Origin of the sequence: Pantoea sp. sgz302252, from assembly GCF_042610525.1 — a bacterium.
Lineage (GTDB): Bacteria > Pseudomonadota > Gammaproteobacteria > Enterobacterales > Enterobacteriaceae > Erwinia.
Window position 1 is genome coordinate 106532 of the sequence record NZ_JBHDVM010000014.1, and the last position, 21132, is coordinate 127663.

The 21132-nt window shown below is 54.7% G+C and carries 22 protein-coding genes; 15 read left to right on the top strand and 7 right to left on the bottom strand.

Translation table 11 applies throughout. From position 1 onward, the window contains the following. Positions 1–402: 402 nt before the first annotated feature. Positions 403–1032 carry a LysE family translocator gene (locus ACETPC_RS20525; protein WP_380184333.1) on the top strand — a complete coding sequence of 210 codons (630 nt, stop codon included), beginning with the start codon at positions 403–405 and terminating at the stop codon, positions 1030–1032. Between the two features lie 104 nt (positions 1033–1136). On the opposite strand, the gene ACETPC_RS20530 is transcribed toward ACETPC_RS20525, so the two are convergent. Then, entirely contained in the window at positions 1137–1259 is a 123-nt protein-coding gene (locus ACETPC_RS20530) for a hypothetical protein (RefSeq protein WP_380184334.1), read from the bottom strand. Between ACETPC_RS20530 and gntT the strand changes: the two genes are divergently transcribed. Next, positions 1258–2574 carry a gluconate transporter gene (gene gntT, locus ACETPC_RS20535; RefSeq protein ID WP_380184335.1) on the top strand — a complete coding sequence of 439 codons (1317 nt, stop codon included), beginning with the start codon at positions 1258–1260 and terminating at the stop codon, positions 2572–2574. The two genes, ACETPC_RS20530 and gntT, sit on opposite strands and share 2 nt — an antisense overlap. Before the next feature lie 403 nt (positions 2575–2977). Here gntT and ACETPC_RS20540 read toward each other — a convergent pair whose 3' ends face one another. Next, a complete protein-coding gene (locus tag ACETPC_RS20540) occupies positions 2978–3280 on the bottom strand; it encodes a hypothetical protein (RefSeq protein ID WP_380184336.1) in 303 nt (100 codons plus the stop codon). A gap of 608 nt (positions 3281–3888) precedes the next feature. On the opposite strand from ACETPC_RS20540, the gene ACETPC_RS20545 reads away from it, so the two are divergent. Then, positions 3889–5004: a hypothetical protein gene (locus ACETPC_RS20545; protein ID WP_380184337.1), complete on the top strand. Its 1116-nt coding sequence runs from the start codon at positions 3889–3891 to the stop codon at positions 5002–5004. On the opposite strand, the gene ACETPC_RS20550 is transcribed toward ACETPC_RS20545, so the two are convergent. The 3 genes from ACETPC_RS20550 to ACETPC_RS20560 all read right to left on the bottom strand — a co-directional run bounded on the left by ACETPC_RS20550 (position 4982) and on the right by ACETPC_RS20560 (position 7822). Next, positions 4982–5623, bottom strand: coding sequence for a response regulator (locus tag ACETPC_RS20550; RefSeq protein ID WP_380184338.1), 642 nt, complete (start codon positions 5621–5623; stop codon positions 4982–4984). The two genes, ACETPC_RS20545 and ACETPC_RS20550, sit on opposite strands and share 23 nt — an antisense overlap. Before the next feature lie 31 nt (positions 5624–5654). Further along, the gene (locus tag ACETPC_RS20555) at positions 5655–7109 is read right to left on the bottom strand and encodes a PAS domain S-box protein (RefSeq protein WP_380184339.1); all 1455 of its coding nucleotides are present in this window, start codon (positions 7107–7109) and stop codon (positions 5655–5657) included. A gap of 170 nt (positions 7110–7279) precedes the next feature. Continuing rightward, the gene (locus tag ACETPC_RS20560; protein ID WP_380184340.1) at positions 7280–7822 is read right to left on the bottom strand and encodes an RNA polymerase sigma factor; all 543 of its coding nucleotides are present in this window, start codon (positions 7820–7822) and stop codon (positions 7280–7282) included. A 281-nt stretch (positions 7823–8103) separates the two neighbouring features. Between ACETPC_RS20560 and sctW the strand changes: the two genes are divergently transcribed. The 11 genes from sctW to sctU are packed head-to-tail and all read left to right on the top strand — an operon-like array spanning position 8104 to position 18510. Next, positions 8104–9261 (top strand): type III secretion system gatekeeper subunit SctW, encoded by a 1158-nt coding sequence (gene sctW, locus ACETPC_RS20565; protein ID WP_380184341.1) that lies wholly within the window; start codon positions 8104–8106, stop codon positions 9259–9261. Beyond that, positions 9258–11366: a type III secretion system export apparatus subunit SctV gene (gene sctV, locus ACETPC_RS20570; RefSeq protein ID WP_380184342.1), complete on the top strand. Its 2109-nt coding sequence runs from the start codon at positions 9258–9260 to the stop codon at positions 11364–11366. The genes sctW and sctV overlap by 4 nt, the downstream gene beginning before the upstream one ends. A gap of 10 nt (positions 11367–11376) precedes the next feature. After that, positions 11377–12279 (top strand): FHA domain-containing protein, encoded by a 903-nt coding sequence (locus tag ACETPC_RS20575; RefSeq protein ID WP_380184343.1) that lies wholly within the window; start codon positions 11377–11379, stop codon positions 12277–12279. Then, positions 12276–13637, top strand: coding sequence for a type III secretion system ATPase SctN (gene sctN, locus ACETPC_RS20580; RefSeq protein ID WP_380184344.1), 1362 nt, complete (start codon positions 12276–12278; stop codon positions 13635–13637). The genes ACETPC_RS20575 and sctN overlap by 4 nt, the downstream gene beginning before the upstream one ends. After that, complete coding sequence (locus ACETPC_RS20585) at positions 13621–14082, top strand: type III secretion protein (RefSeq protein ID WP_380184345.1); 462 nt, start codon at positions 13621–13623, stop codon at positions 14080–14082. Before sctN ends, ACETPC_RS20585 begins: the two co-directional genes overlap by 17 nt. Continuing rightward, entirely contained in the window at positions 14079–14678 is a 600-nt protein-coding gene (locus ACETPC_RS20590; RefSeq protein ID WP_380184346.1) for a type III secretion system HrpP C-terminal domain-containing protein, read from the top strand. The genes ACETPC_RS20585 and ACETPC_RS20590 overlap by 4 nt, the downstream gene beginning before the upstream one ends. Next, positions 14675–15694, top strand: a complete 1020-nt coding sequence (locus tag ACETPC_RS20595) for a FliM/FliN family flagellar motor switch protein (RefSeq protein WP_380184347.1) — start codon at positions 14675–14677, stop codon at positions 15692–15694. The genes ACETPC_RS20590 and ACETPC_RS20595 overlap by 4 nt, the downstream gene beginning before the upstream one ends. A 4-nt stretch (positions 15695–15698) precedes the next feature. Continuing rightward, the gene (gene sctR, locus ACETPC_RS20600; protein WP_380184348.1) at positions 15699–16352 is read left to right on the top strand and encodes a type III secretion system export apparatus subunit SctR; all 654 of its coding nucleotides are present in this window, start codon (positions 15699–15701) and stop codon (positions 16350–16352) included. Between the two features lie 7 nt (positions 16353–16359). After that, complete coding sequence (gene sctS, locus ACETPC_RS20605; protein WP_246761439.1) at positions 16360–16620, top strand: type III secretion system export apparatus subunit SctS; 261 nt, start codon at positions 16360–16362, stop codon at positions 16618–16620. A 1-nt stretch (position 16621) separates the two neighbouring features. Beyond that, positions 16622–17425 carry a type III secretion system export apparatus subunit SctT gene (gene sctT / locus ACETPC_RS20610; protein WP_380184349.1) on the top strand — a complete coding sequence of 268 codons (804 nt, stop codon included), beginning with the start codon at positions 16622–16624 and terminating at the stop codon, positions 17423–17425. Then, complete coding sequence (sctU, locus tag ACETPC_RS20615; RefSeq protein ID WP_380184350.1) at positions 17425–18510, top strand: type III secretion system export apparatus subunit SctU; 1086 nt, start codon at positions 17425–17427, stop codon at positions 18508–18510. Before sctT ends, sctU begins: the two co-directional genes overlap by 1 nt. Positions 18511–18519: 9 nt before the next feature. On the opposite strand, the gene ACETPC_RS20620 is transcribed toward sctU, so the two are convergent. Together ACETPC_RS20620 and ACETPC_RS20625 are read right to left on the bottom strand one after the other, a co-directional pair. Then, entirely contained in the window at positions 18520–19074 is a 555-nt protein-coding gene (locus ACETPC_RS20620) for a polymer-forming cytoskeletal protein (protein ID WP_380184351.1), read from the bottom strand. A gap of 392 nt (positions 19075–19466) precedes the next feature. Further along, positions 19467–20045: a helix-turn-helix transcriptional regulator gene (locus ACETPC_RS20625; protein ID WP_380184352.1), complete on the bottom strand. Its 579-nt coding sequence runs from the start codon at positions 20043–20045 to the stop codon at positions 19467–19469. A gap of 392 nt (positions 20046–20437) precedes the next feature. Between ACETPC_RS20625 and ACETPC_RS20630 the strand changes: the two genes are divergently transcribed. After that, positions 20438–20881 carry a hypothetical protein gene (locus ACETPC_RS20630; protein WP_380184353.1) on the top strand — a complete coding sequence of 148 codons (444 nt, stop codon included), beginning with the start codon at positions 20438–20440 and terminating at the stop codon, positions 20879–20881. Positions 20882–21132 lie beyond the last annotated feature (251 nt).

Below are 21132 nucleotides of genomic sequence, written 5' to 3' on the forward strand. Positions count from 1 at the left end.
GCCGATGATGTAACAGACAAATAAAAAAGCTGACTAATCTTTTTATTTATAATAACGCTTCACTCGTTAACTTAACAGAATATCAATCCCGCGAATAAGCGCACAAATTGGAAATTAAACCGCGGATTAACGTCCTTGCAGAAGGTAATGTTATTTTAATGTTGCCACTTGGGATGTAAGGGTTTAAAAATTGCATTAGTGATTGTTATCAACACGATGTAGTCACGTCAGGCAATCATTTTCTCCGTCAGGCATTGTAAATGTTAAACCAGAAAAACGCATTTTGATGCATATAGAATCATTTTGTTACATTTGCACGGCTATTAAGTCAAATTTTATTGCCTCAGGTCAAGTTGTGGTGCGGAAAAGTATGCAATCAGCTGCGCTAAGGAGCGCCCGAAAATGATGCCATTGTTGTTAACCTTGTGGCCGGTTTACCTGGCTTATCTGCTGGGCACGGCCAGTCCTGGCCCCAGCAATCTGGCGATTATGGGCGTTGCCATGCGCCACGGGCGGAGATCCGCGCTGGCGCTGGCAGCAGGCGTAATCACGGGATCGATGTTTTGGGCGACGCTGGTGGCCTGCGGATTGTCCACGCTGCTGCTTGCCTGGTCAGAGGCACTAATTGTTATCAAACTTGTCGGCGGCTGCTATCTGCTATGGCTGGCTTTTAAGGCAGCTCGCAGCGCGGCACGGAAAGGCGAGGGCTCTTTAGCCGAAAAAACAGTAGCAGAAGCGACAATGGGCGCATTCTGGCGACGCGGCGTGCTGCTGCACCTTGCCAATCCGAAGGCCATCATGGTCTGGCTGGCAATCATCTCATTGGGCATGCATCCGGGCGCACCTGCGGCAACGCTGCCGCTGATTGTCGGCGGCTGCGCCTTGCTGGGTATGCTGGTATTTGGCAGCTACGCCCTGCTTTTTTCTACGGCCACGGCTGGGCGGGTTTACTTCAAGGCCCGGCGCCTGGTAGAAGGCACTTTCGCGCTGTTTTTTGGCGCTGCCGGTATCAAAATGCTGACCGGCAAATAAGATGTTGCAGATGCGGCTAATTTGTTGCTGTCGGGTTTCCCGACAGTAACAAAAGTTTGATCTTCATCTCAAATTGTAAATTCCTTCTTCTCGCCCCGTATTCGTTACGTCATGTTACCGTTAACATGCGAGCAGCAGGCAGGCGCCTGTTCTACTGTTCCCTGATTCTCTTCGCCGTCATCGGCGGAAAACCAGAAGCGGCCAACAGGCCGTCGGAGAAACATCATGCCAATACTTTTTGTCGTTATCGGCGTAGCGCTGCTGCTGTTGCTGATGGTTCGTTTTAAGCTCAACGGCTTTATCGCTCTAATCCTGGTGGCGCTGGCGGTGGGCGTTATGCAGGGCATGCCGGTCAATAAAGTGATTGCCTCAATAAAAGCCGGGGTCGGCGGCACGCTGGGCAGTCTGGCGCTGATTATGGGTTTTGGCGCTATGCTGGGAAAACTGCTGGCGGACTGCGGCGGCGCGCAGCGTATCGCCACTACGCTTATCAATAAATTCGGCAAGGAGCGTATCCAGTGGGCCGTGGTGCTGACCGGTTTTACCGTTGGCTTCGCGCTGTTCTACGAAGTAGGCTTTGTTCTGATGCTGCCGCTGGTGCTTTCTATCGCTGCGGCGGCCCGCGTGCCCTTGCTGTTTGTTGGCGTACCGATGGCGGCTTCGCTTTCAGTAACACACGGTTTTCTGCCGCCGCATCCTGGCCCGACGGCTATCGCCACGTTGTTTCATGCCGATATGGGCAAAACGCTGCTGTTTGGCACGCTGTTAGGGATCCCAACGGTCATTTTGGCCGGGCCGGTATTTGCGCGCTTCCTGAAGAAAATTGATAAGCCCGTGCCGGAGGGGCTGTATAACCCGAAAACTTTTACCGAAGCGGAGATGCCGACTTTCGCCGTCAGTGTCTGGACGTCACTGGTGCCGGTAGTGCTGATGGCGGTACGGGCGGTAGCGGAAATGGCGTTGCCGAAAGGGCACGCGCTACTGGCTTATGCGGAGTTCTTCGGCGATCCGATTATGGCGACGCTGATTGCGGTGCTGATCGCGATTTTTACTTTTGGGCTGAATCGCGGCCGCACCATGGAGCAAATTACGGGCACGCTGGGCGATTCAATTAAAATTATCGCCATGATGCTGTTGATTATCGGCGGCGGCGGCGCCTTTAAACAGGTGCTGGTAGACAGCGGCGTGGATAAATATATCGCCAGCCTGATGGAAGGCAGCACGGTATCGCCTATTTTGATGGCGTGGTCAATCGCTGCTGCGCTGCGTCTGGCTCTGGGTTCGGCTACGGTGGCGGCAATTACCGCAGGCGGCATAGTGGCGCCGATTATTGTGACCACTGGCGTTAGCCCGGAACTAATGGTCATCGCCGTAGGGTCAGGCAGCGTCATTTTCTCGCACGTTAACGATCCGGGATTCTGGCTGTTTAAAGAATATTTTAACCTCAGTATCGGAGAGACATTACGCTCATGGTCAGTGCTGGAAACTATTATTGCCGTGTGCGGTCTGGTGGGATGTTTACTGTTGCAGGCGCTGATCTAAGCCTGTTGCGTAGCTGAGACCGCAAAAGCGGGGCGATACTAAACACGGCGGTGAAACGACGTCAGGCAGCAAGAAGCGATGGCGTGCCTGTAGAGGCTACTGCGGAAAAAAGGATTACCGGCGGGCTTATAATGTTGTGGTAGCTTTGCCGGAAGCCGCTGTGCAGTAGCGCAATGCAGCGCGGGCACGCCGTGAACCTGTTTCTGTGGGCTTATGTGGCGCGTGCCTTATCCACACGGCCTTTTGCTGCCGTTGCACAGCGGCGTTACTGCTCTATTGCTGTGGAGCAGGAGCTTATTGACGGGAAACAGCAATGCTACACAGGGTGCCGTAATAGTGGCCACCGCAATCGCATGATTTCTTTTTAATAAAACGGATAAACGCGAGAGTGAAAGGCGCGGCGTTAAAACCAGTAAAAGCCTTTCGCCATCAGCGCGGCCAACCCCAGCACCGAGGTGATAAGCGCAGCGAACATCAGGCGGAAATCCGTTTTCATCTCGCTACGCAGGCTGGTTTCCAGTTTACCGATATCCCGACGAATTTCACGAACGTCCATTTTGACGTCGCTGATGTTGCCTTTGATGTTGTCGACATCGGCTTCCAGCTTCGCAATTTTGGCTTCCATTTCTTTCTCTCCCTCTTTACCGGTGGTCGTAATGGCGGTACAGGGAGAAGCGTACTGATAAAGATGTTTTACTTTTGCCATCCTGACATCCCCTGTGGGCCCGGTTACTTTTGGCAGCACTGCATTGTGTCCCCTGAATCAGGCTGCTGTTTTACGTTCGGGTATACTTTATGCTTTCAGGATGCTCCGTCAACCGTAAATAGCCTTATTTTATACAGGGTATTACGCAGCTTTTTATTTCTGGAAGACAACGCATAAAAAAATGAAAACGCCTGCAACCGATCGGCCAGCATAAGCCGTTACGCCGTCGCCACGGCTTTCGCGTGATGCCTGCCCAGTTAGCGGCAAAATTTCGGGCGCTAATTTCACTTAAAAAGAATTATTCTGTTGAATTGGCGACTTTTTACTTTCCGCCGCTTTTTATTATCAATTCACCCTCTATGCTTAGCTGCTCATTTTTAAAAGATAATTTATACGTACAGGCGGCAGGCTATTTCATCGGTTGCCAGATGATAGCTCTGAAAAGTATAATGCACTGAATTAACTTGAATTTTTTAACTTAAGCCAAACGAGTGGCAGGGTTTCGTCGGCCAAAGCTGATGCGGCCTGTTATTTTCAGCCTTGCTACTGTGCCTCTCTTTATTATCTGACCGAACGGGCGAACTTCCGCCTTTGTGGATTATTGCAGTATGGAAGAACAAACAGAACAGGCTATCTCAGTACCCGAGCTGCCGCTGGACGGTATTCCGTCCTCTATCCTCCGGCTGGGCAAGCGCCTCGCGGATACCAAATACCAGATCGACCTGCTGGGCAAAAACGGCTGGGCGGAACTGACCTCAAATCTGCACGGGCTGGAGACCAGCGGCGAGTGGGACGGGCCGGACGATGCGCTGACCTTTTTCAGCAAAATTTTCCCTTTTGCCATTTCGCCTGCCGAAACCGAACCGATGGGCGTTTTCAATGTGCCCGTTGAACGTGTTATCGGCCGCAGCTGGCGCTGGTGGCCCGAGCACCTGAACGGCAGCAGCGAAGCAAGATTTCTTGAGCATCTCAACGGCCCCTTTGCTGCGGACGGCACTTCCTGGTATTTTCTGCCTTCGCTGGGCGTGCTGCTTGCCGCGCAGGGGCAGGGAAGAGTGAACTATTGCCGCCATCACCATATTCCCTACACGCGGGCGCGCGTCAGCCATTTGCACTATCCGCCAGCGGATCGTTTCCGGCTTTACCACGTTATGCTGGGGCAAACGCGCCAGAGCTGGGTGGTTTATAACAACCGCTATCTGCAACCTGTGCAACTGCCGCGCATTACCTTGCCTGCGCTCACAGCCTATGGCGTGCACAGCGCCAGCTGGCCGCTGACGTTTCCACCGATTACGAGGGTTTTCGACGAATTGCATCATCCACAGCCGCTGGGTGACTTTATTGCGCCGGGCATAGATCTTGAGGCGGTAAAAGGCCGCATTCGCGCCGAAAAAGAAGCGGAAAAACGCGCGAAGAAACCGGTAAAAATGGCGCTCAGCGATATGGATATCACCAATATCTGGCCGGTCAGCCTTACGCTCTCTTTCTTTTTTATCCTGTCGCTGGTGGTGGCCGGGCTAACCTCCGGTGCGGGCTGGCCGGGCGGCCTCAGCATGCTGATTTGCGGCATGGCGGGCAGCCTGCTGCTGTTTATCGCCACGCCGATCTTCCTGGTCAGCAAGCGGCACCATCGCGCCTGGCAGCCAGAGAAGCCGCAGAGCGAAGAAGCGCCGCCTGCCGAAGAAGCCACGCCGCCCGAGACTACTGCACCAAACGGTGGCTGATAGCGTAGCGGACGATATCAGCGTTGCTGCTGAACTGCATCTTCTCCATCATGCGTGATTTATAAGTGCTGACGGTTTTGTTACTGATGGAAAGAGCCTCCGCAATAGCGTTAATGGTTTCGCCATGCGCCAGCATCAGCAGGATCTGGCGTTCGCGGGTAGTCAACGTCTCGTGCAGCGCGCGGTTGCCGGTCTGGTATTCCGCAAAGACAATCTCCTGCGCCAGATCGTGATCGATATAGCGGGATCCGCGCGCCACGCTACGGATAGCCGCCAGCAGCGCGTCCGGGTTTTTATCCTTGGTGATATAGCCCAGCGCGCCGCAGTTCAGCACCCGTCGGGCTATCTGCGGTTCATTGAACATGCTCAGCACAAGGATCGGCAAATCTTCATACTGCGAGCGAATGCGGTTGATCAAATCTTCGCCGCTGATGCCGGGCATAGAGATATCCAGCAGCAGCAGATCCAGACCGCCAAGGCGCAGCCTTTCCAGCACCTGGCCGCCGTCACCGGCTTCGCCCACTACGGTAATATTGTCGTCGAGCGCAAATATCTGCTTCAGCCCTTCGCGCATCAGGGCGTGATCGTCGGCAATCACTAATCTTATGACTTCATTCATCCTGTATCCTGGTTGCTGACGGTAAATAGGCTTACTGCTTTAGAGGAAGGGTCAGTTCCAGCTGCGTGCCTTCGCCGGGACGGCTGGCGATAGTCACCTGACCGTTCAGCATATCCACGCGTTCTTTGATGCCCAACAGGCCGAAAGCGTCGTGACGCACCGAATGCATCTGGAAGCCGCGGCCGTTGTCGCGTATCTGAATCACCAGCGTGTCGCGGCTGGTCTGCACGATAATCGATACCTTGCTGGCATGGGCATGGCGGGAAATGTTAGTCAGCGACTCCTGCACGATGCGGAACACCGTGGTGACAACCTGATCGCACAGCGCAACCGGCTTGCCTTCCGGCACGATCAGCATACAGCTGCAGCCGCCGTTTTTCACAAATTCATCACGCAGCCACTCCAGCGCGGGCATTAACCCCATATTCAGCATATTGGGCCGCAAACGGGTAGAGACATCGCGTACGACCTGAATAGTGCTGTCGATCAGCGTCATCAGGTATTCCACCTGACTGGCGACGCGAGCGGGATTTTTAGTCTGCATGCCAATAACCGACAGCCCGGCGCGCAGGCTGGTAAGATGCTGGCCCAGTTCGTCGTGAATCTCTCGCGCGATATGCTTGCGCTCCTGCTCGGTACGCTCCTGCTGATTACTGGCCAGCAGACGCAGCTGGTGATGAGCGGCGCGCACTTCGTTTTCCGCTTCCCGCAGGCGGGTGATATCGCGGCCTACCGCCAGGATCGTCACTACTTCGCCCTTGAGATCGTATTCCGGCACGCAGCGCACATGCAGCACCATAGCGCGCTCGCCGAAGTGTGCTTCCAGTTCCGACTCGCTTTTTTCGCCGCGCGCCAGCGTATTGGAAACCAGGCGAAACAGCTGCATACCAGGTTCATCAAACGGAATGCTGTCTGTCAGCCGCCAGCCGCGCGCCTGCTCCTCGCTGCAGCCGATTAAATCCAGCACGCGTGGATTGGCATAAAGACAATGCAGCGCCGTATCGAAGCGGGCAATTAGATCGGGCGAATTTTCTACCAGAGAGCGAAACTGCTGCTCCTGCTGCAAATAACGTTCGGTGCGCTGCTTAAGCTCGCGGACATCGCGCACTACGCACAGTACCAGCGTCTCGCCTTCATGCTCCCAGGCGCTGGAGTTAACCTCGACCGGGATGATTTCGCCATCGTGCATACGGTGTTGCGAAGTAAAGCGGATGCCTTCCGGACGCAGGCTCAGTTTCCACCACAGGGCGGCTACATCCGCATCCTGCAGCTCGTTTTCAATATCCGCATAGCTTAATCGAATAAGCGCCTGGTAATTATAGCCCAGCATCTCACAGGCTTTATTATTGATATAGGCCAGCCGGGCATCCTGGCGCACCAAATAGATGGCGTCATTGACGCGATCGAGCGCGAAGTCGGGCAAGATAGCGCGGCCATTATAGGGTTCTTTACTGACGTTCAGGCTAAATATCTCAGACGAAAGCATCTCTCTCTCAGATTAATGAAAAAGCAAGGATAAGCCTGAATTATTACAGCTTATCGTATGAAGCGGAAATTTTACTCTTAATCCAAAGTACAGCAAATATTTCAGCGGGTGACCATTTACTTTGTTCTTAAAAGCACGATGAAAGCAAATAAAAGGATTTTATCCGGCGTTCAGCTTATCGTGCTTTTTAGCGATTCACGCACGCGTGACAGGCGCGATTTTACCGTGCCTAAAGGGATATTGAGCGAAGTTGCTACATCCTGGTAGCTGCCGTTGCGCTCTACCAGGATGGTCAACATACGGCGCGTCTCCTCCGGCAGGCGATCGATCGAGGCGGCCATTACGCTAAGTAGCTGATCGTTAGCGATGATATCGCTGGGATCGCACTCCTGAACCAGATCCGGCACGTTGTCATCGGTAATGCTGTCAAAAAGAAAACGGTGCTGATGCGTTTTGTAATAGTTACGGATCAGGTTGGCGGCAATGCCGAAAAGCCAGGTTTCCGGCCGCGAGGCGCCTAAAAATTTATGGCTGTTGCGCAGCACTTCCACGCAGGTCATTTGTGCAATATCTTCTACATCTTCACGGCTTGAAACGCGCTTGCGAATAAAATTATGCAGCTTGCGATTTTGCTGGCAAAGAATTTCCTGCCATAAAACGGCGACCGGGGCTTCTGCGGTAAAGGATATTTCAACTGGGGTAGCGGTTAACATTGGTTTGCTCCTGGCATTATTTAGTTACTCGTCATATTGCAAAGGGTGTGCCAGGCGAAGAAAAACGGAAAATAGCAGTAATGGCGCGGCTTGCGGGATTTAACTAAGAATCGTCTGAGACAAATTTCGTCGTAACAGTAAAAATAGCTGTGCAACTTTTTACACTAATAACGCCGGTTGAAAGTTTCAGAATGCACACCTTTTTCCTTTTTAAAAAAGAGGGAACCCGCTGCGTTTTTTCGCCACCAAACAGCATCGCGAAATCAACCTTCGAGGCCGGGATGATAAAAGTTCATTCTTCTCTTCAGTATCAGCAGGCGTTGGCTAAAACCCTGCTAAAGCAGGATGGTCCAAAATCGGCCACGGCGGGCGCTGATACGCGCGCGCGACCGGTGAATATCCGCTCGGCGGCGGAATCGCTGACAGATTCGCTGGAAGAGATCGGCATGATGTTCAGCGAAAAAGTAGAGAAAAAGAGCAAGGGCCTGAACCGTCGGCAGATCAATACTCAACATCTGCGCAGCAACCGCAGCGCGGTCGAACGTATTGAGCGGCTTGGCGAACTTTATCAGCTGCTGGACGGCCAGCAGCAGGAGAAGCTGGAAGCCAGGCTCAGCGCGCTACAGGGCATTCTTGAACGCCAGGCCGAACCGGATGCACATGAGCTGGTAGCGGCGGCAGATAACGATCCGGCACGTTGCGATCTGCTGTTGCGTATGACGCTGCGCGAGGCCGATCGCAGTGGCGATATCACTACCGCAAATGCCGCAGGCGAAGCGCTGCAAAAATTAGACGAACAGTTTGGCGACAGCGTACGGGCCGGGCTGAACACGGCTTCGGCTATCGCCAGTTTTACCACCGATCCCAGCGAAAAACAGTCGATGCGCCAGCTCTACTACCACGGCATCGTCAAGCATCAGTCAGCGGCGGTGATCCTGGACAGCCTGCTGGAACGTTTTGGACGCGAGCAGTTTTTGCCGGGACTGCGAACCTTGCAACGCGCGCTAGCGGAGGATATTGCCTCGCTGACGCCTTCACTCTCTTCGCGCTCGCTGCACAAAATTCATCTTGGCCTGAGCGAGGCGGGGCAGCTAACGCAGCTGATCGCCGACAGCGACAAACTGCTAAACCGGCTGCGCAGCGGCGGAAAAATTCCGCTTTCCGCGCTCGGCGGGCTGGATATGGCCAGGCGTTTACTAAGCGTGGCGGAAATGGGCCTGCAGCCGCGCGATATCAATGCTATCGGCAAAGAGTTCGCGGGCGAGCAGCCACAGGCGCAGATGCGCTTTCTGAACGGGCTGCTGCCGTTGGTCAATGACATGCCGCTGATGCTGTGGCGGGACAAAAAAAACCGCCCTGAAGCGGCAACGTTGCTGCGCGGCGCCATTACCCAGCTGATCAATAATCAGCAGCGGGCGGGAAGTCAGGGAGCGGTATGAACAACCTGTTTCTGATCCTGAACCGCATCGCGCTGGCGGCCATGCAGCGCTCGGAGATCATCGGCGCCATCTTTGCGCTGGCGATTGTCTTTATGCTGATTATCCCGTTGCCGCTGGGGCTGATCGACACGCTGATTGCGGTCAATATCTGTCTCTCTTCGCTGTTGGTAGTGTTAGCAATGTATCTGCCGAAGCCGCTGGCATTTTCCAGCTTCCCGGCGGTGCTGCTGCTGACCACCATGTTTCGTCTGGCGCTGTCGATCTCCACCACGCGCCAGATTCTGGTACAGCAGGATGCCGGGCATATCGTTGAAGCTTTCGGCACCTTCGTGGTCGGCGGTAATCTGGCGGTCGGCATGGTGATGTTCCTGATCCTGACCGTGGTTAACTTCCTGGTGATCACCAAGGGTTCGGAAAGGGTGGCGGAAGTGGCCGCGCGTTTTACCCTGGATGCGATGCCAGGCAAGCAAATGTCGATCGACAGCGACCTGCGCGCGGGCATTATCGATGTGAATACCGCCAAACGTAAGCGAGTCGATCTGGCGAAAGAGAGTCAATTATTTGGCGCAATGGATGGCGCGATGAAATTCGTTAAGGGTGATGCGATAGCCGGGCTGGTGATCCTGTTTATCAACCTGATCGGCGGCTTCAGCATCGGCGTTATGCAGCTGGGCATGCCGGCTGGCGATGCGATGCATACCTATTCGGTGTTGACGATCGGCGATGGCCTGATCGCGCAGATCCCGGCGCTGCTGATCTCGCTAACGGCGGGGATGATCATTACCCGCGTTTCGTCCGATGGCGACAGCAGCATGGACAACAATATCGGCCGGGAAATCGCGGAGCAGCTAACCAGCCAGCCGAAAGCCTGGGTTTTCTCTTCCATTGGCATGTTCGGCTTTGCGCTGCTGCCGGGTATGCCGACCGGCGTTTTTATCGTGCTGGCCTTGCTGACGCTGGCTTCGGGCAGCTTTCAGGTCTGGCGCGCCAAAAGAGAGCTGGTGGCCAGCCAGCCGCAGATGGAAAACGAAGTAATCCCGCCGGAGCTAAACGGCACCGAAGATCTGCGTCAGTTCAATCCTACGCGACCTTATCTGTTGCAGTTTCCTGCTGGCGCGCGCGGCACGGCGGAGACGCTGGAGCTGGTGCAGGCGATCCGCCGTCTGCGCAACAGCATCGTTTACAACTACGGCTTTACGCTGCCCGCTTTCGATATCGAATTTCAGGAAAAGCTGCCCGCCGATGAGTTTCGCTATTCGGTTTACGAAATCCCGCGCGTGGTCGGCACCTTTGGCGTAACAGCCCTCGCCGTCAGCCGCATCGGCCACGAAACGCTGGCAGAACAGGAAGAAGTTGAGCCGGGCACCGAGGCCAGAAAAGAAACCACGCTGCTCTGGCTGCCCGCCGGGCATGCTGTGCTTCAGGATGAAAACGTACCGCGCTGGAGCTGTCACGAGCTGCTGATGAAGCGGATGGAAAATGCCATTCACGCCAGCGCGCCTAATTTTATCGGCCTACAGGAAACGCGAGCGCTAATGGGCTGGCTGGAGAGTGAACAGCCCGAGCTGGCGCAGGAGCTGCAGCGGGTCATGCCGATCGCGCGCTTCTCTAACGTCTTGCAAAATCTGGTGGCGGAACGCATTCCGCTGCGCTCGGTACGCGCTATCGCCGAAGCGCTAATCGAACACGGTCAGCACGAACGCGATATCAGCCTGTTGACCGATCTGGTACGCATCTCGCTAAAAGAACATATCTGTTATCAGTACACGCAGGACGATGGGCTGCACGTCTGGCTGCTGACGCCGGAAATGGAAGAACAACTGCGTGACGCCTTAAGGCAAACGCAAAACGAGGTCTTCTTTGCCCTGACCCAGGAGCAGACTATGGCGATCCTCGCCCAGATGCGTAACGCCTTCGCGCCGGAACAGCCAGCCTTCGCAGTGCTGCTGGTGGCGCAGGATTTACGTAGCCCGCTGCGCGGCCTGATTCAGGATGAGTTCCACCAGGTGCCGGTGCTGTCATTCGCCGAGCTGCAAACTAACCTGGCTATCAACGTGGTTGGTCGTCTTGAACTGGATGAGGGCATCGACGCGTTCGATGCCTGAGGAGCGGAATATGTTTGAGCTACGCGTACTTACTGGCCGCCATCAGGGCGCGGCGCTGCCGGTTAGCGGCGGACGCTGGACGCTGGGACAGAGCGAAGAGGCCGACCTGCAACTGACCGACAATGGCGTGCTGCCTGAGCATGCTGCGCTCTGCTTTATTGACGAGCACTGGCAGTTGCAGGGTATCGAAGGCAGGATAGGCCAGCAGGAAGGCGAACCGCTGACGCTGCTCGAGCCGCTGCCGACCGATACGCCTTTCGCGCTGGGTGAGGTGTGGCTTTGCCTGGCGCAGGCGGAACAGCCATGGGAGGAGATGCGAGCAGCGCCGCAGCCCGTTGCGCCCGCGCCCGTAGCTCCAGCCGCGACGGTTGCCGCTACGCCGCCCGCGCCTTCACGGCTTTTCTCCCGCAGCATCCAGGTTTTATCAATCAGCCTGATCCTGCTGCTGAGCTTCACTATTATCAGCTGGATACTTCAGCCTACCGTAGCGCAGACCTCTACCGCGCCTTCCAGCCGAAAGATCCTGGAAACCTTACAGGAAGTGCGCCCGCCGCTGCTGGCAATGCTGCGTGAGCGCGGCCTGACGCCTGGTGTGAAGATCGATATGGATAAAGGGCGATTAATCCTTAACGGCGAGCTAAGTAAAGAGCGGCTGCAAATTCTTGACCGCATGCTGACGCGCTTTCAGGCCCAATATAGCGTGCTGCCGCAGCTGGTTAACCATACCCGACTGCGCAGCGCTAAGCTGCCGTTTCGCATTGTACAAATTACCACCGGCAAGCGGGCAAACGTGGTGACCGATGGCGGAGAGCGCCTGTTTATTGGCGATCAGGTCGGCGACCTGCGGCTGGTGGCTATTACCTCCAGCGAGATCGAATTTGCCGGACGGGAACATATCAAGGTGAACTGGTGAAGCCTGATTTTACCCAGCTTGATACCTGGTTTGCCGCCCATCAGCAGCGTTTGGCACGTTTTGCGCCGGTAGCGGTCTATGGCCGTATTACCGGCATCAGCGGCATTTTGTTGGAAAGCAGCCTGCCGGATGCCCGTATCGGCGATTTGTGCCAGATCGAAGGTAAAAACCAGACGCTGGTACTGGCGGAAGTGGTGGGCTTCAATCCTCATCACACGCTGCTTTCCGCTTTAGGCCAGCTCGATGGCATCGCGCAGGGTGCCCGCGTCACGCCTCTGTTTTTACCGCACAGCATCCGCGTCTCCGACCAACTATTAGGCAGCGTGCTGGACGGCTTTGGCCGTCCAATAGAAGAGGGCAGCGTCAGCGCCTTTGCGCTGCCGGGCGAAGCGGACAACGTCAGGCCCGTACTGGCCGATGCGCCGCCGCCGACGGCCCGTCCCAGAATAGATACACCGTTGCCTACCGGCATGCGCGCCATCGACGGGCTGCTGACACTGGGCGTCGGCCAGCGCGTAGGCATTTTCGCTGGGGCAGGCTGTGGCAAAACTACGCTGCTGGCGGAACTGGCGCGCAACACGCCATGCGATGTCATTGTATTCGGGCTGATTGGCGAGCGTGGCCGCGAGCTGCGCGAGTTTCTCGATCACGAACTGGACAGCGAGCTGCGTAGCCGCACCGTACTGCTTTGTGCTACCTCTGACCGCAGCAGTATGGAGCGTGCCAGAGCAGCTTTTACCGCTACAGCTATTGCCGAAGCCTTCCGTGAGCAGGGCAAAAGCGTGCTGCTGATCCTGGACTCCCTGACCCGCTTCGCCCGCGCCCAGCGTGAAATTGGCCTGGCACTTGGCGAACCGCCGGGACGCGGCGGCCTGCCGCCTTCGGTTTATACGCTTTTACCTACTTTGCTTGAGCGCGCCGGACAAACCAACAGCGGCGCTATTACTGCACTTTACTCTGTGCTGATAGAGCAGGATTCAATGAACGATCCTGTTGCCGATGAGGTGCGCTCGCTGATTGACGGCCATATCGTCCTGACCCGCAAGCTGGCGGAGCGCGGTCACTATCCGGCCATCGATATTCTTGCCAGCCTCAGCCGTACCATGAGCAACGTGGTGGCGCGCCAGCAGATCAAAGAGGCGACCGCTATCCGCCAATTGATGGCGGCCTGGCAGCAGGTAGAAATGCTGATCCGCCTGGGTGAATACCAGCCCGGTAACGATGCGCTGACGGATGCGGCGGTAGAGGCGCAAAGCGCCATCAACGGCTATTTGCAGCAGGCGATGCGTGCGCCGTCCGGGTTTGAGCAGACCTGTTTCCAGCTTTCCGAGGTAAGCCGCTATGCGCCGTTACGTTAACCCTGAACCAGAGCCTGCCGCCGATGCCACAGCAGAAGAACTGCGGCGAACCCTGAACCTGCTATTGCCAATACGTCGCCAGCGCTTAAACCGTAGTGAAAGAGAGCAGCGCGAGCGTGAACAGGCGCTGCGCGAGCTGGAAGAACAAACAGCGCGCGCTGGCGAGCAACTGCACGAGCGGCAGCTGGGTTATCGCCAGCTACGCGCAGGCTTCGCGCAACAAAACTGCGGCGTGCGTCAGGCCAGCTATCTGCTGGAACGCTCGCTGGAGCAGGAGCAGCAGGCGCTGAAAAAAGTGCACAGCGGAGAGTTAAAAATGCAGGAGCTTAATCAGGCTCAGCTTGCTCAGCAGCAGCGCGTTGCAGAGGCGCGCCAGCAAACCAAACTGCGGCAGCGCGAAGTGGAAAAACTGGAATTTTTACTACAGCAGGAGGTAAGCGAATGATTAGCCTTCCCGACCAGCGGCTGCAACAGCTGCGTGATACGCAACGACAGACTAACGAGCGCCATATGCAGCAGCAGCGCGGAACGCAGCGCCAGCAGCAAACACGCGGCGCGCAACGAGACGCAGAGAACGAACCGCCCGCTACGCAACGCCGTGAACCGCGCAAGCCCGCGCGTGAAGAAGATGCGCTATTCAGCGAACTGCTGGAAGAAGGCGAGAGGCCAGGCCTGCCGCAGACCTTTAACCAGCCCGATTCTCAGCAACAGGGATTTTCGCAGCTGGACGAAAGCAGCACGGCTGGCGCACCGCCTGCGATGGCGATGTGGCAAGAGGTTGAAACAGATCTGCTCGCCGCCACGGAGCAGCGGCAGCCCGGCGAAATGACGCTGACGTTCATTCTGCCAAAGCTTGGCCATGTTGATGCCCGGTTCTCGGCGCTCGCCGCAGGCGGTTGGGATATCGCTTTAAAGCTGCAACCCTCTGCGTGGCGCGCTCTGTTGCCGCATCAGGAACGTTGCCGCCTGTCGCTGCGCCAGCGCATGGCTTGCCGGGTACGGCTGCGTTTTGAACGCCGCGCGGCGGAGCCGGAAGCATGAGCAAATTATTGTTAAAAAAGCTCGACAGGCAGTCGGCACGGCTACGCCAACAAATCGGCGCGGGCTGTTTTTATCCCTATTTACTTGGCGGCGAACCGGGCGTATTGCGGCTACAGCTGGCTGACGATTGTCTGCCGGGCGAAATGAGCGACTGGCGGTGCGAAGCGGGCAACCTGCGGCTTTCCGATGCGCAGGCGGCACTGTCGCTGATGTCCGCCACGCCGACTTTCGCGCTGCCTGCGACAGCGCCGGAGCAGCTCTGGTACTGGCCCTGGTGGCAAAGCCAACTTTCTGGCGAACTTCTGACGCTGTTCGGCCACATAAGTGTAACGGAAGAACAAACGGCAGCGGAATTTCTGTTGTTGATGACCCTGGAGTGGGGCGGAGAACAGGCGCGCAGTCTGCTGGCACTCTCCGCACAGACGCTTGCACGGCTGCTTGATAAACCCGGCTGGCGGCAGGAGAAAATGCCGCTGCCGGCGGCGCTGCCGCTCTCTTTGCCGGTGATTATCGGCGAATTAATGCTGTCGCCAGGCGAACTAAAGCGCGGCGACGTGCTGTTGCCGCAGCGGCCCTGTTTTACCCCGGATGGCCGGGGAGCGATCCGCTGCGCCGGTTGCCTGCTGCACGGAGAGCTGCGGATCCAGTCCGGCACGACGGCTCATTTTTACCTTAGCGAGATGGAGAACCATGACGTGACTTTGCCCCCTGACGAGTTTGAGCAGCAGATTACTCCCGATCCTCAATGGGAGACCGGATCGACGGCGGAGGCCGCGGACTATTCCGCACTACCGCTGGCGCTGTCGGTGCGCTGCGGCCAGCTGCGGCTGACGCTGGGAGAACTATCCGGCCTGGCGCCAGGCGCGACGGTAATGATAGATAATGTCACGCCAGGCGAAGCGCTGCTTTGCCACGGTGATTATCCGCTGGCGAAAGGCGAGCTGGTCGAGGTGGAAGGGCGGCTCGGCCTGCAAATCACCCATATGCTGCCCAGCCACAGCCCGCTGGCACCGTAGCCGCATGGATTCTCTGTCGCTGAACCCGATGACGCTGGCCCTGTTTCTGGGGGCGCTGTCGCTGGTGCCGATCCTGATGATCGTCTGCACCTGTTTTCTGAAGATCTCTATGGTGCTGATGCTGACCCGTAACGCGATGGGCGTGCAGCAGGTGCCGCCAAATATGGCGATATACGGCATTGCGCTGGCCGCTTCGCTGTTTGTTATGGCGCCGGTGTTCAATGAAATCAGCCAGCGGGTAAAAACGGTGCCGATCGATACCCAGTCTGCCGAACGGCTCGACTATACCGTCAGCAACGGCGTAGAGCCGCTGAAACGGTTTATGGTAAAAAATACCGATCCCGATATCCTGATCCATCTCCAGGAAAACGCACAGCGTATGTGGCCGAAAGAGATGTCGGCTACTATTCAGCACGACAGCCCGCTGCTGCTGATCCCCTCTTTCGTGCTGTCGGAGCTGCAAAACGGTTTCAAAATAGGCTTTCTGATTTTTATTCCCTTTATCGTGGTGGATTTAATCGTCTCCAACGTCCTGCTGGCGCTGGGGATGCAAATGGTCTCGCCGATGACGATTTCGCTGCCGCTAAAAATCCTGCTGTTTGTGCTGGTCAGCGGCTGGACGCGGCTGCTCGACGGTCTGTTTTACAGCTACCTGTGAGGAAAAAATGGATATCCTGACGCTTTTTCGCCAGGCGATGCTGCTGGTGGTGATCCTCTCCGCGCCGCCCCTGATTGTGGCGGTTATTGTCGGCGTCATTGTCTCGCTGCTACAGGCGGTGATGCAGCTACAGGATCAGACGTTGCCGTTCGCTATCAAGCTGGTAGCCGTTGGCGTGGCGCTGGCGCTGACCGGCCGCTGGATTGGCGTGGAGCTGACCGAACTGGCGCAGAGCGCTTTCGCTATGATGCCCAACGTGAAGTACTGATATGTGGAACAGCGTCCTTTTCGATGGCTATCACTTTATCCTCGCGCTGACGCTGGCGATGGCGCGCATTTTTCCCTGCCTGCTGCTTTCGCCCGTTTTCTCTTTCAATGCCATTAAGGGCGGCCTGCGCTCCGGCATTGTGCTGGCGCTGGCGCTGTTTCCCGCGCCGATGATCCAGCAGCAGCTGGCGGCTCAGGATCCCTCGCTGTTTTTGCTGGCCGCGCTGGCAATGAAAGAGGTGATTATCGGCGTGGTCATTGGCCTGCTGATGGCAATGCCGTTCTGGTTATTCGAATCGGTAGGCGCACTGTTCGATAACCAGCGCGGCGCACTGATGGGCGGCCAGCTCAACCCACAGCTGGGGCCAGATGCCACGCCGCTCGGTTTTTTAATGCAGCAGTCAATTATCCTGCTGTTGGTAGTCGGGCTGGGACTGTCGACCATTACGCAAATCATCTGGGACAGCTATCGCCTGTGGCCGCCAATGCAGTGGCTACCGCTGCCGCATGAGGCTGGCCTGAAAGTCTATCTTGATCTGTTAGGCGGTATTTTCACCCATATGGTGCTCTACGCCGGGCCGCTGGTGGCGCTGCTGCTGCTGGTAGATTTTAGCGTCGGCATCCTCAGCATCTATAGCCCGCAGCTACAGGCCACCGTGCTGGCGATGCCTGCTAAATGCCTGCTGGGAATGCTATTTTTTGTACTCTATCTGCCCATCTTAAATTACGTAGCGGGCGAACGGCTATTTGACCTGAAAGATCTGGTGCCGCAGCTGGCAGAGATTTTTGGTAAAGGAGCAGGCTGATGGCGGAAAAAACCGAAGACGCAACGCCCCAAAAACTCAAAGAGTCGCGTAAAAAAGGTCAGGTCGGGCAGACGCCGGACATACCTAAGCTGCTGATTTGCGTGGGCGTAATGGAGACCATTTTCGCGCTGGTCGGCGGCGGCATGCAGCGGCTGGAGGCGATGATTATGCTGCCGCTCGCACGCCTTAACGATCCTTTCAGTCACGCGATGCAGGAAGTCGTTATGGATGGCCTGATGGTAGTCTGCTACTTCTGCGGCATCGTCTGCGCGCTGATTTTTCTGCTGCGTATTCTGGGCGGCTGGCTACAGTTCGGGCCGCTGTTCGCCACCGAGGCGCTGGCGCCAAAATTTGACGCCATCAATCCGGTCGGCCATCTGAAAAATATGTTCTCGGCTAAACAGCTGACGACGCTGTTGACCAGCCTGCTCAAGGCGATTGCTATCGGGTTTATTTTCTATCTGGCGATAAAGCCCGATCTAGGTCCGCTGGCGCAGCTGGCCTACGGCGAAGACCTGAACGGCTTCTGGCAGGCAGTGCTGGCGCTGTTTATGAAAATCGTGCGGGAAACGCTGGCGCTGCTGCTGGTGCTGAGCGCGTTTGATTTTGGCCTGCAAAAGTATTTCTTCCTTAAGCAACAGCGCATGAGCCACGAAGATATTCGCAACGAGTTCAAGCAGAGCGAAGGGGACCCGCATATGAAAGGGCACCGCAAATCCATGTCGCATCAAATCCTTAACGAAGCGCCTAAACCTCGCAAAGCGGCGGCGGTGGAAGAGGCAGATATGGTGCTGGTCAACCCTACGCATTTTGCCATCGGGCTGTACTATCGCGCTGGCGAAACGCCGTTGCCGCGTCTGTTGTTCAAGGCGGAAGGCTACGAGGCGCAGGATATTATTGCTGAGGCTAAAAATCGGCAGATGCCGGTAATCCGTTTTGTCTGGCTGACTCGTACGCTGTTCAGAACCACAGAAGAAGGCGACTATATACCGCGTGAAACCCTGAAGGCCGTTGCTCAGGTTTACCGGCTGCTGAAAGAGCTGGAGGATCAGCAGCTGGATGAGGTGCTGGAAATAGAGGAGTAACTGGAAACTTTAACCCGCCTCGTTTTGCTGTGCGGCGTCGGCACCCCTGTTTTCACCCTCCGCTGCTTTTGCCTTGCCCCGGTTTTTATCCGCAGGCGAAAGCGATTTTTTCTGCGATTGCCCCATAAAAACGCCGCCTTTATCGATAACAAGCTCGTCGGCGAAAATAGTTCCTTCTATGACGCCATCGCGCTGTAGCGTGACGGTGTCCGCGTGCAGTTTCCCTTCAGCCCGACCATTAACGACAATGTATTGCGCCTTAATATCGCCTTTCACCTGACCGCTTTCGGCAATAAGAACCTGCTGAGCAATTATATTGCCCACGATTTTGCCTTCGATAGCAATATTTCCTGCGCCTTCCAGATTGCCGGTTACCAGCATCATACTGGCAATAATGCTGCTTTTATCACTCTCTGCAGTAGCAATGGCTTTTCGATCGTTTATCCGATTTTTCGCTTCAATGCCGCTAAATATGGCCTGGGGAGCGGTTGCCGATAAGGGGACGGAAACTTTATTATTCTTTCCTTTTTGCGAACTTTTTGATGTGCGATTAAAAAATTTCATGCTGTTTTTTCTCATCAGGGTTTGATAAAAAATCAGTGTCGGTACAGATATCGCTAACAGCGAACCGACCCATTTTATTATTCCGGCATCGGGGAATATCTTGTTCAGAAGCCAGGCGGCCCAGAGAAACCAAAGCAGCCAGAGTAATCTGTATTCACGCATTGCTCTACCTTAATATTGCTGCGGTTACCGAAAATGAGCTTTTGCGCTGGGCATGAAATATTTCCGGCCTTTAGTTCATTTAGTCGATACTTTACTGGCTGAAATAAGCCAGGCTTTATTTTGATGTTGCTGTGTTGTTTTATTCTATTAGCAACTGTGTAATATATAAATTGAAGGTAAGGTTTTTTTTGCAACGCGTTTTGCATAAAGAATGCAATAAATTAAGAAAATTATATGGAATGCTGGCAGCGAATGGTTTTTTCCGGCTGCTGAAGCAACAGGGCTTTAATGTAAAGCTGCTGGTTACTCGAAACGTTAAGTTTTCTCATAATGTTGCGCTTATGTGTACTGACGGTCTTAACGCTGACGCCTGTCCAGGTTGCTATCGACGCGGGAGTCAGTCCTTTTGATATATATCTTAATATGTTTCTTTCACTGAAGGTCAGATGCGCCGAAAGACGTCTGGCAAAGGGCGCGCGCGCAGCCTCTTTATTTTTCATCAAACGAAAAAGCTCGTGGTGCATGGCCGCAAGTGGCAGGGATATGGAAATAAAACCTTCTATTTTCAAATGGTTAATTCCATAAAGTAGCGGCTTTAATTTCATGTCGCCCACCACGATATAGGATTTACTTTTATCAATATAGCGGCAGCAATAGGGGATATCGGTAAGAGAAAGATCGGAGAAAAGCAGAAAGTAATAGTTTTCACTTTCAAGCTCGCTGTTATCTCTGAATATAGTTTCGAGTAGAGCGTTAACCCCGGCACACAGAAAGAAATTACTGCCATAAATATGCTGATTAATTTTCATAGTTCCCTCATGAAAAATGCTAACTCCTGGTAAAAATATAGAACAGTATGCAATGGCTTTCCTGACAAACAGAAAACGTTTGTAACGATCGATAAGAGTTATTTAATAGTTAAAATCTATCAAAAAAAATCTATTGATCGTATTTACCGATCAAAGTCTCTATGGTAAAGTCCACAAAAAATTATATTGCTTAAGTGTTTTTTTCTGTGCCTCCCTCCTTTTTGGAAGTTTATTAATGCCGTCTTTTTATTTTTACTGATTTGTACTTTAGGTTGTTACAGCAATGGAGGTGTTTATAGGAATAAGGTCTGGGAACAAAAAGTTAGGGTCGATTTAAGGATAAGCCTGGCGCTGGACGTAAGGTTCGGTGCCAATTTAAAAATGGAGTCAGCATGTTATTAAGAGTTCTTCCCATTATGGCTGTGGTGTTGCTTTCTGCTTGCTCGTCCGGAACAAATAAGCATGCAGCAACAAAAACATCGGGCGAGACAAAACAAACGGCAGCGGTTAACCCGCAGCCTGTCATTAAGTACTCCAGAGGGAACAGCAAAATAGTGCCGGTTAATCCGGTGATCTCAAGCAATAATCAGTGCGTCGATCATTTTAACTTCCTGCGTCAGGCAGGTGAAAAGAAATATCATAAGTACTCGCAGGACTACATCAAAATTGGCGAAGGCTACAGCTTCCTTAATGTCAATAAGAACATCATGGATAACGATGCTAAGCGTGTTTATACCATGAAGCTGGATATGAAGCTGGATACCTTGTGCTCGGTAGTTAACTACGCGGGCTACAAAGTTATCCAGGAAAAAATCAAGGAGCTGTACGACATCTGAATGCCTGAAGAGCCTTAAAAAGGCAGGCAAGGCCTGCCTGTTGTGAAACGGAAAATTTATTCTCAGGGATGAGTGAATATTATGTTTACTGAATTAAGATCGCGCAGGTTTATTGCCTGGGTGCTTATCTGGAGCCAATTTTTAACGCCGCTGCTTTCCGTGATGCCTTCAATGGCGCGGGCGGACGTACCGGCAGAGATGCAGCAGACCATTCAGGGCCTTAATTCACTTATCCTTGAGCAGGATCCGGC

Excerpts from the sequence above, each read along its gene's own strand:
- ACETPC_RS20525 (WP_380184333.1), top strand. The coding sequence starts at position 403 with ATGATGCCATTGTTGTTAACCTTGTGGCCGGTTTACCTGGCTTATCTG.
- gntT (WP_380184335.1), top strand. The coding sequence starts at position 1,258 with ATGCCAATACTTTTTGTCGTTATCGGCGTAGCGCTGCTGCTGTTGCTG.
- ACETPC_RS20530 (WP_380184334.1), bottom strand. The coding sequence starts at position 1,259 with ATGATGTTTCTCCGACGGCCTGTTGGCCGCTTCTGGTTTTCCGCCGAT.
- ACETPC_RS20540 (WP_380184336.1), bottom strand. The coding sequence starts at position 3,280 with ATGGCAAAAGTAAAACATCTTTATCAGTACGCTTCTCCCTGTACCGCC.
- ACETPC_RS20545 (WP_380184337.1), top strand. The coding sequence starts at position 3,889 with ATGGAAGAACAAACAGAACAGGCTATCTCAGTACCCGAGCTGCCGCTG.
- ACETPC_RS20550 (WP_380184338.1), bottom strand. The coding sequence starts at position 5,623 with ATGAATGAAGTCATAAGATTAGTGATTGCCGACGATCACGCCCTGATG.
- ACETPC_RS20555 (WP_380184339.1), bottom strand. The coding sequence starts at position 7,109 with ATGCTTTCGTCTGAGATATTTAGCCTGAACGTCAGTAAAGAACCCTAT.
- ACETPC_RS20560 (WP_380184340.1), bottom strand. The coding sequence starts at position 7,822 with ATGTTAACCGCTACCCCAGTTGAAATATCCTTTACCGCAGAAGCCCCG.
- sctW (WP_380184341.1), top strand. The coding sequence starts at position 8,104 with ATGATAAAAGTTCATTCTTCTCTTCAGTATCAGCAGGCGTTGGCTAAA.
- sctV (WP_380184342.1), top strand. The coding sequence starts at position 9,258 with ATGAACAACCTGTTTCTGATCCTGAACCGCATCGCGCTGGCGGCCATG.
- ACETPC_RS20575 (WP_380184343.1), top strand. The coding sequence starts at position 11,377 with ATGTTTGAGCTACGCGTACTTACTGGCCGCCATCAGGGCGCGGCGCTG.
- ACETPC_RS20585 (WP_380184345.1), top strand. The coding sequence starts at position 13,621 with ATGCGCCGTTACGTTAACCCTGAACCAGAGCCTGCCGCCGATGCCACA.
- ACETPC_RS20590 (WP_380184346.1), top strand. The coding sequence starts at position 14,079 with ATGATTAGCCTTCCCGACCAGCGGCTGCAACAGCTGCGTGATACGCAA.
- ACETPC_RS20595 (WP_380184347.1), top strand. The coding sequence starts at position 14,675 with ATGAGCAAATTATTGTTAAAAAAGCTCGACAGGCAGTCGGCACGGCTA.
- sctR (WP_380184348.1), top strand. The coding sequence starts at position 15,699 with ATGGATTCTCTGTCGCTGAACCCGATGACGCTGGCCCTGTTTCTGGGG.
- sctS (WP_246761439.1), top strand. The coding sequence starts at position 16,360 with ATGGATATCCTGACGCTTTTTCGCCAGGCGATGCTGCTGGTGGTGATC.
- sctT (WP_380184349.1), top strand. The coding sequence starts at position 16,622 with ATGTGGAACAGCGTCCTTTTCGATGGCTATCACTTTATCCTCGCGCTG.
- sctU (WP_380184350.1), top strand. The coding sequence starts at position 17,425 with ATGGCGGAAAAAACCGAAGACGCAACGCCCCAAAAACTCAAAGAGTCG.
- ACETPC_RS20620 (WP_380184351.1), bottom strand. The coding sequence starts at position 19,074 with ATGAAATTTTTTAATCGCACATCAAAAAGTTCGCAAAAAGGAAAGAAT.
- ACETPC_RS20625 (WP_380184352.1), bottom strand. The coding sequence starts at position 20,045 with ATGAAAATTAATCAGCATATTTATGGCAGTAATTTCTTTCTGTGTGCC.
- ACETPC_RS20630 (WP_380184353.1), top strand. The coding sequence starts at position 20,438 with ATGTTATTAAGAGTTCTTCCCATTATGGCTGTGGTGTTGCTTTCTGCT.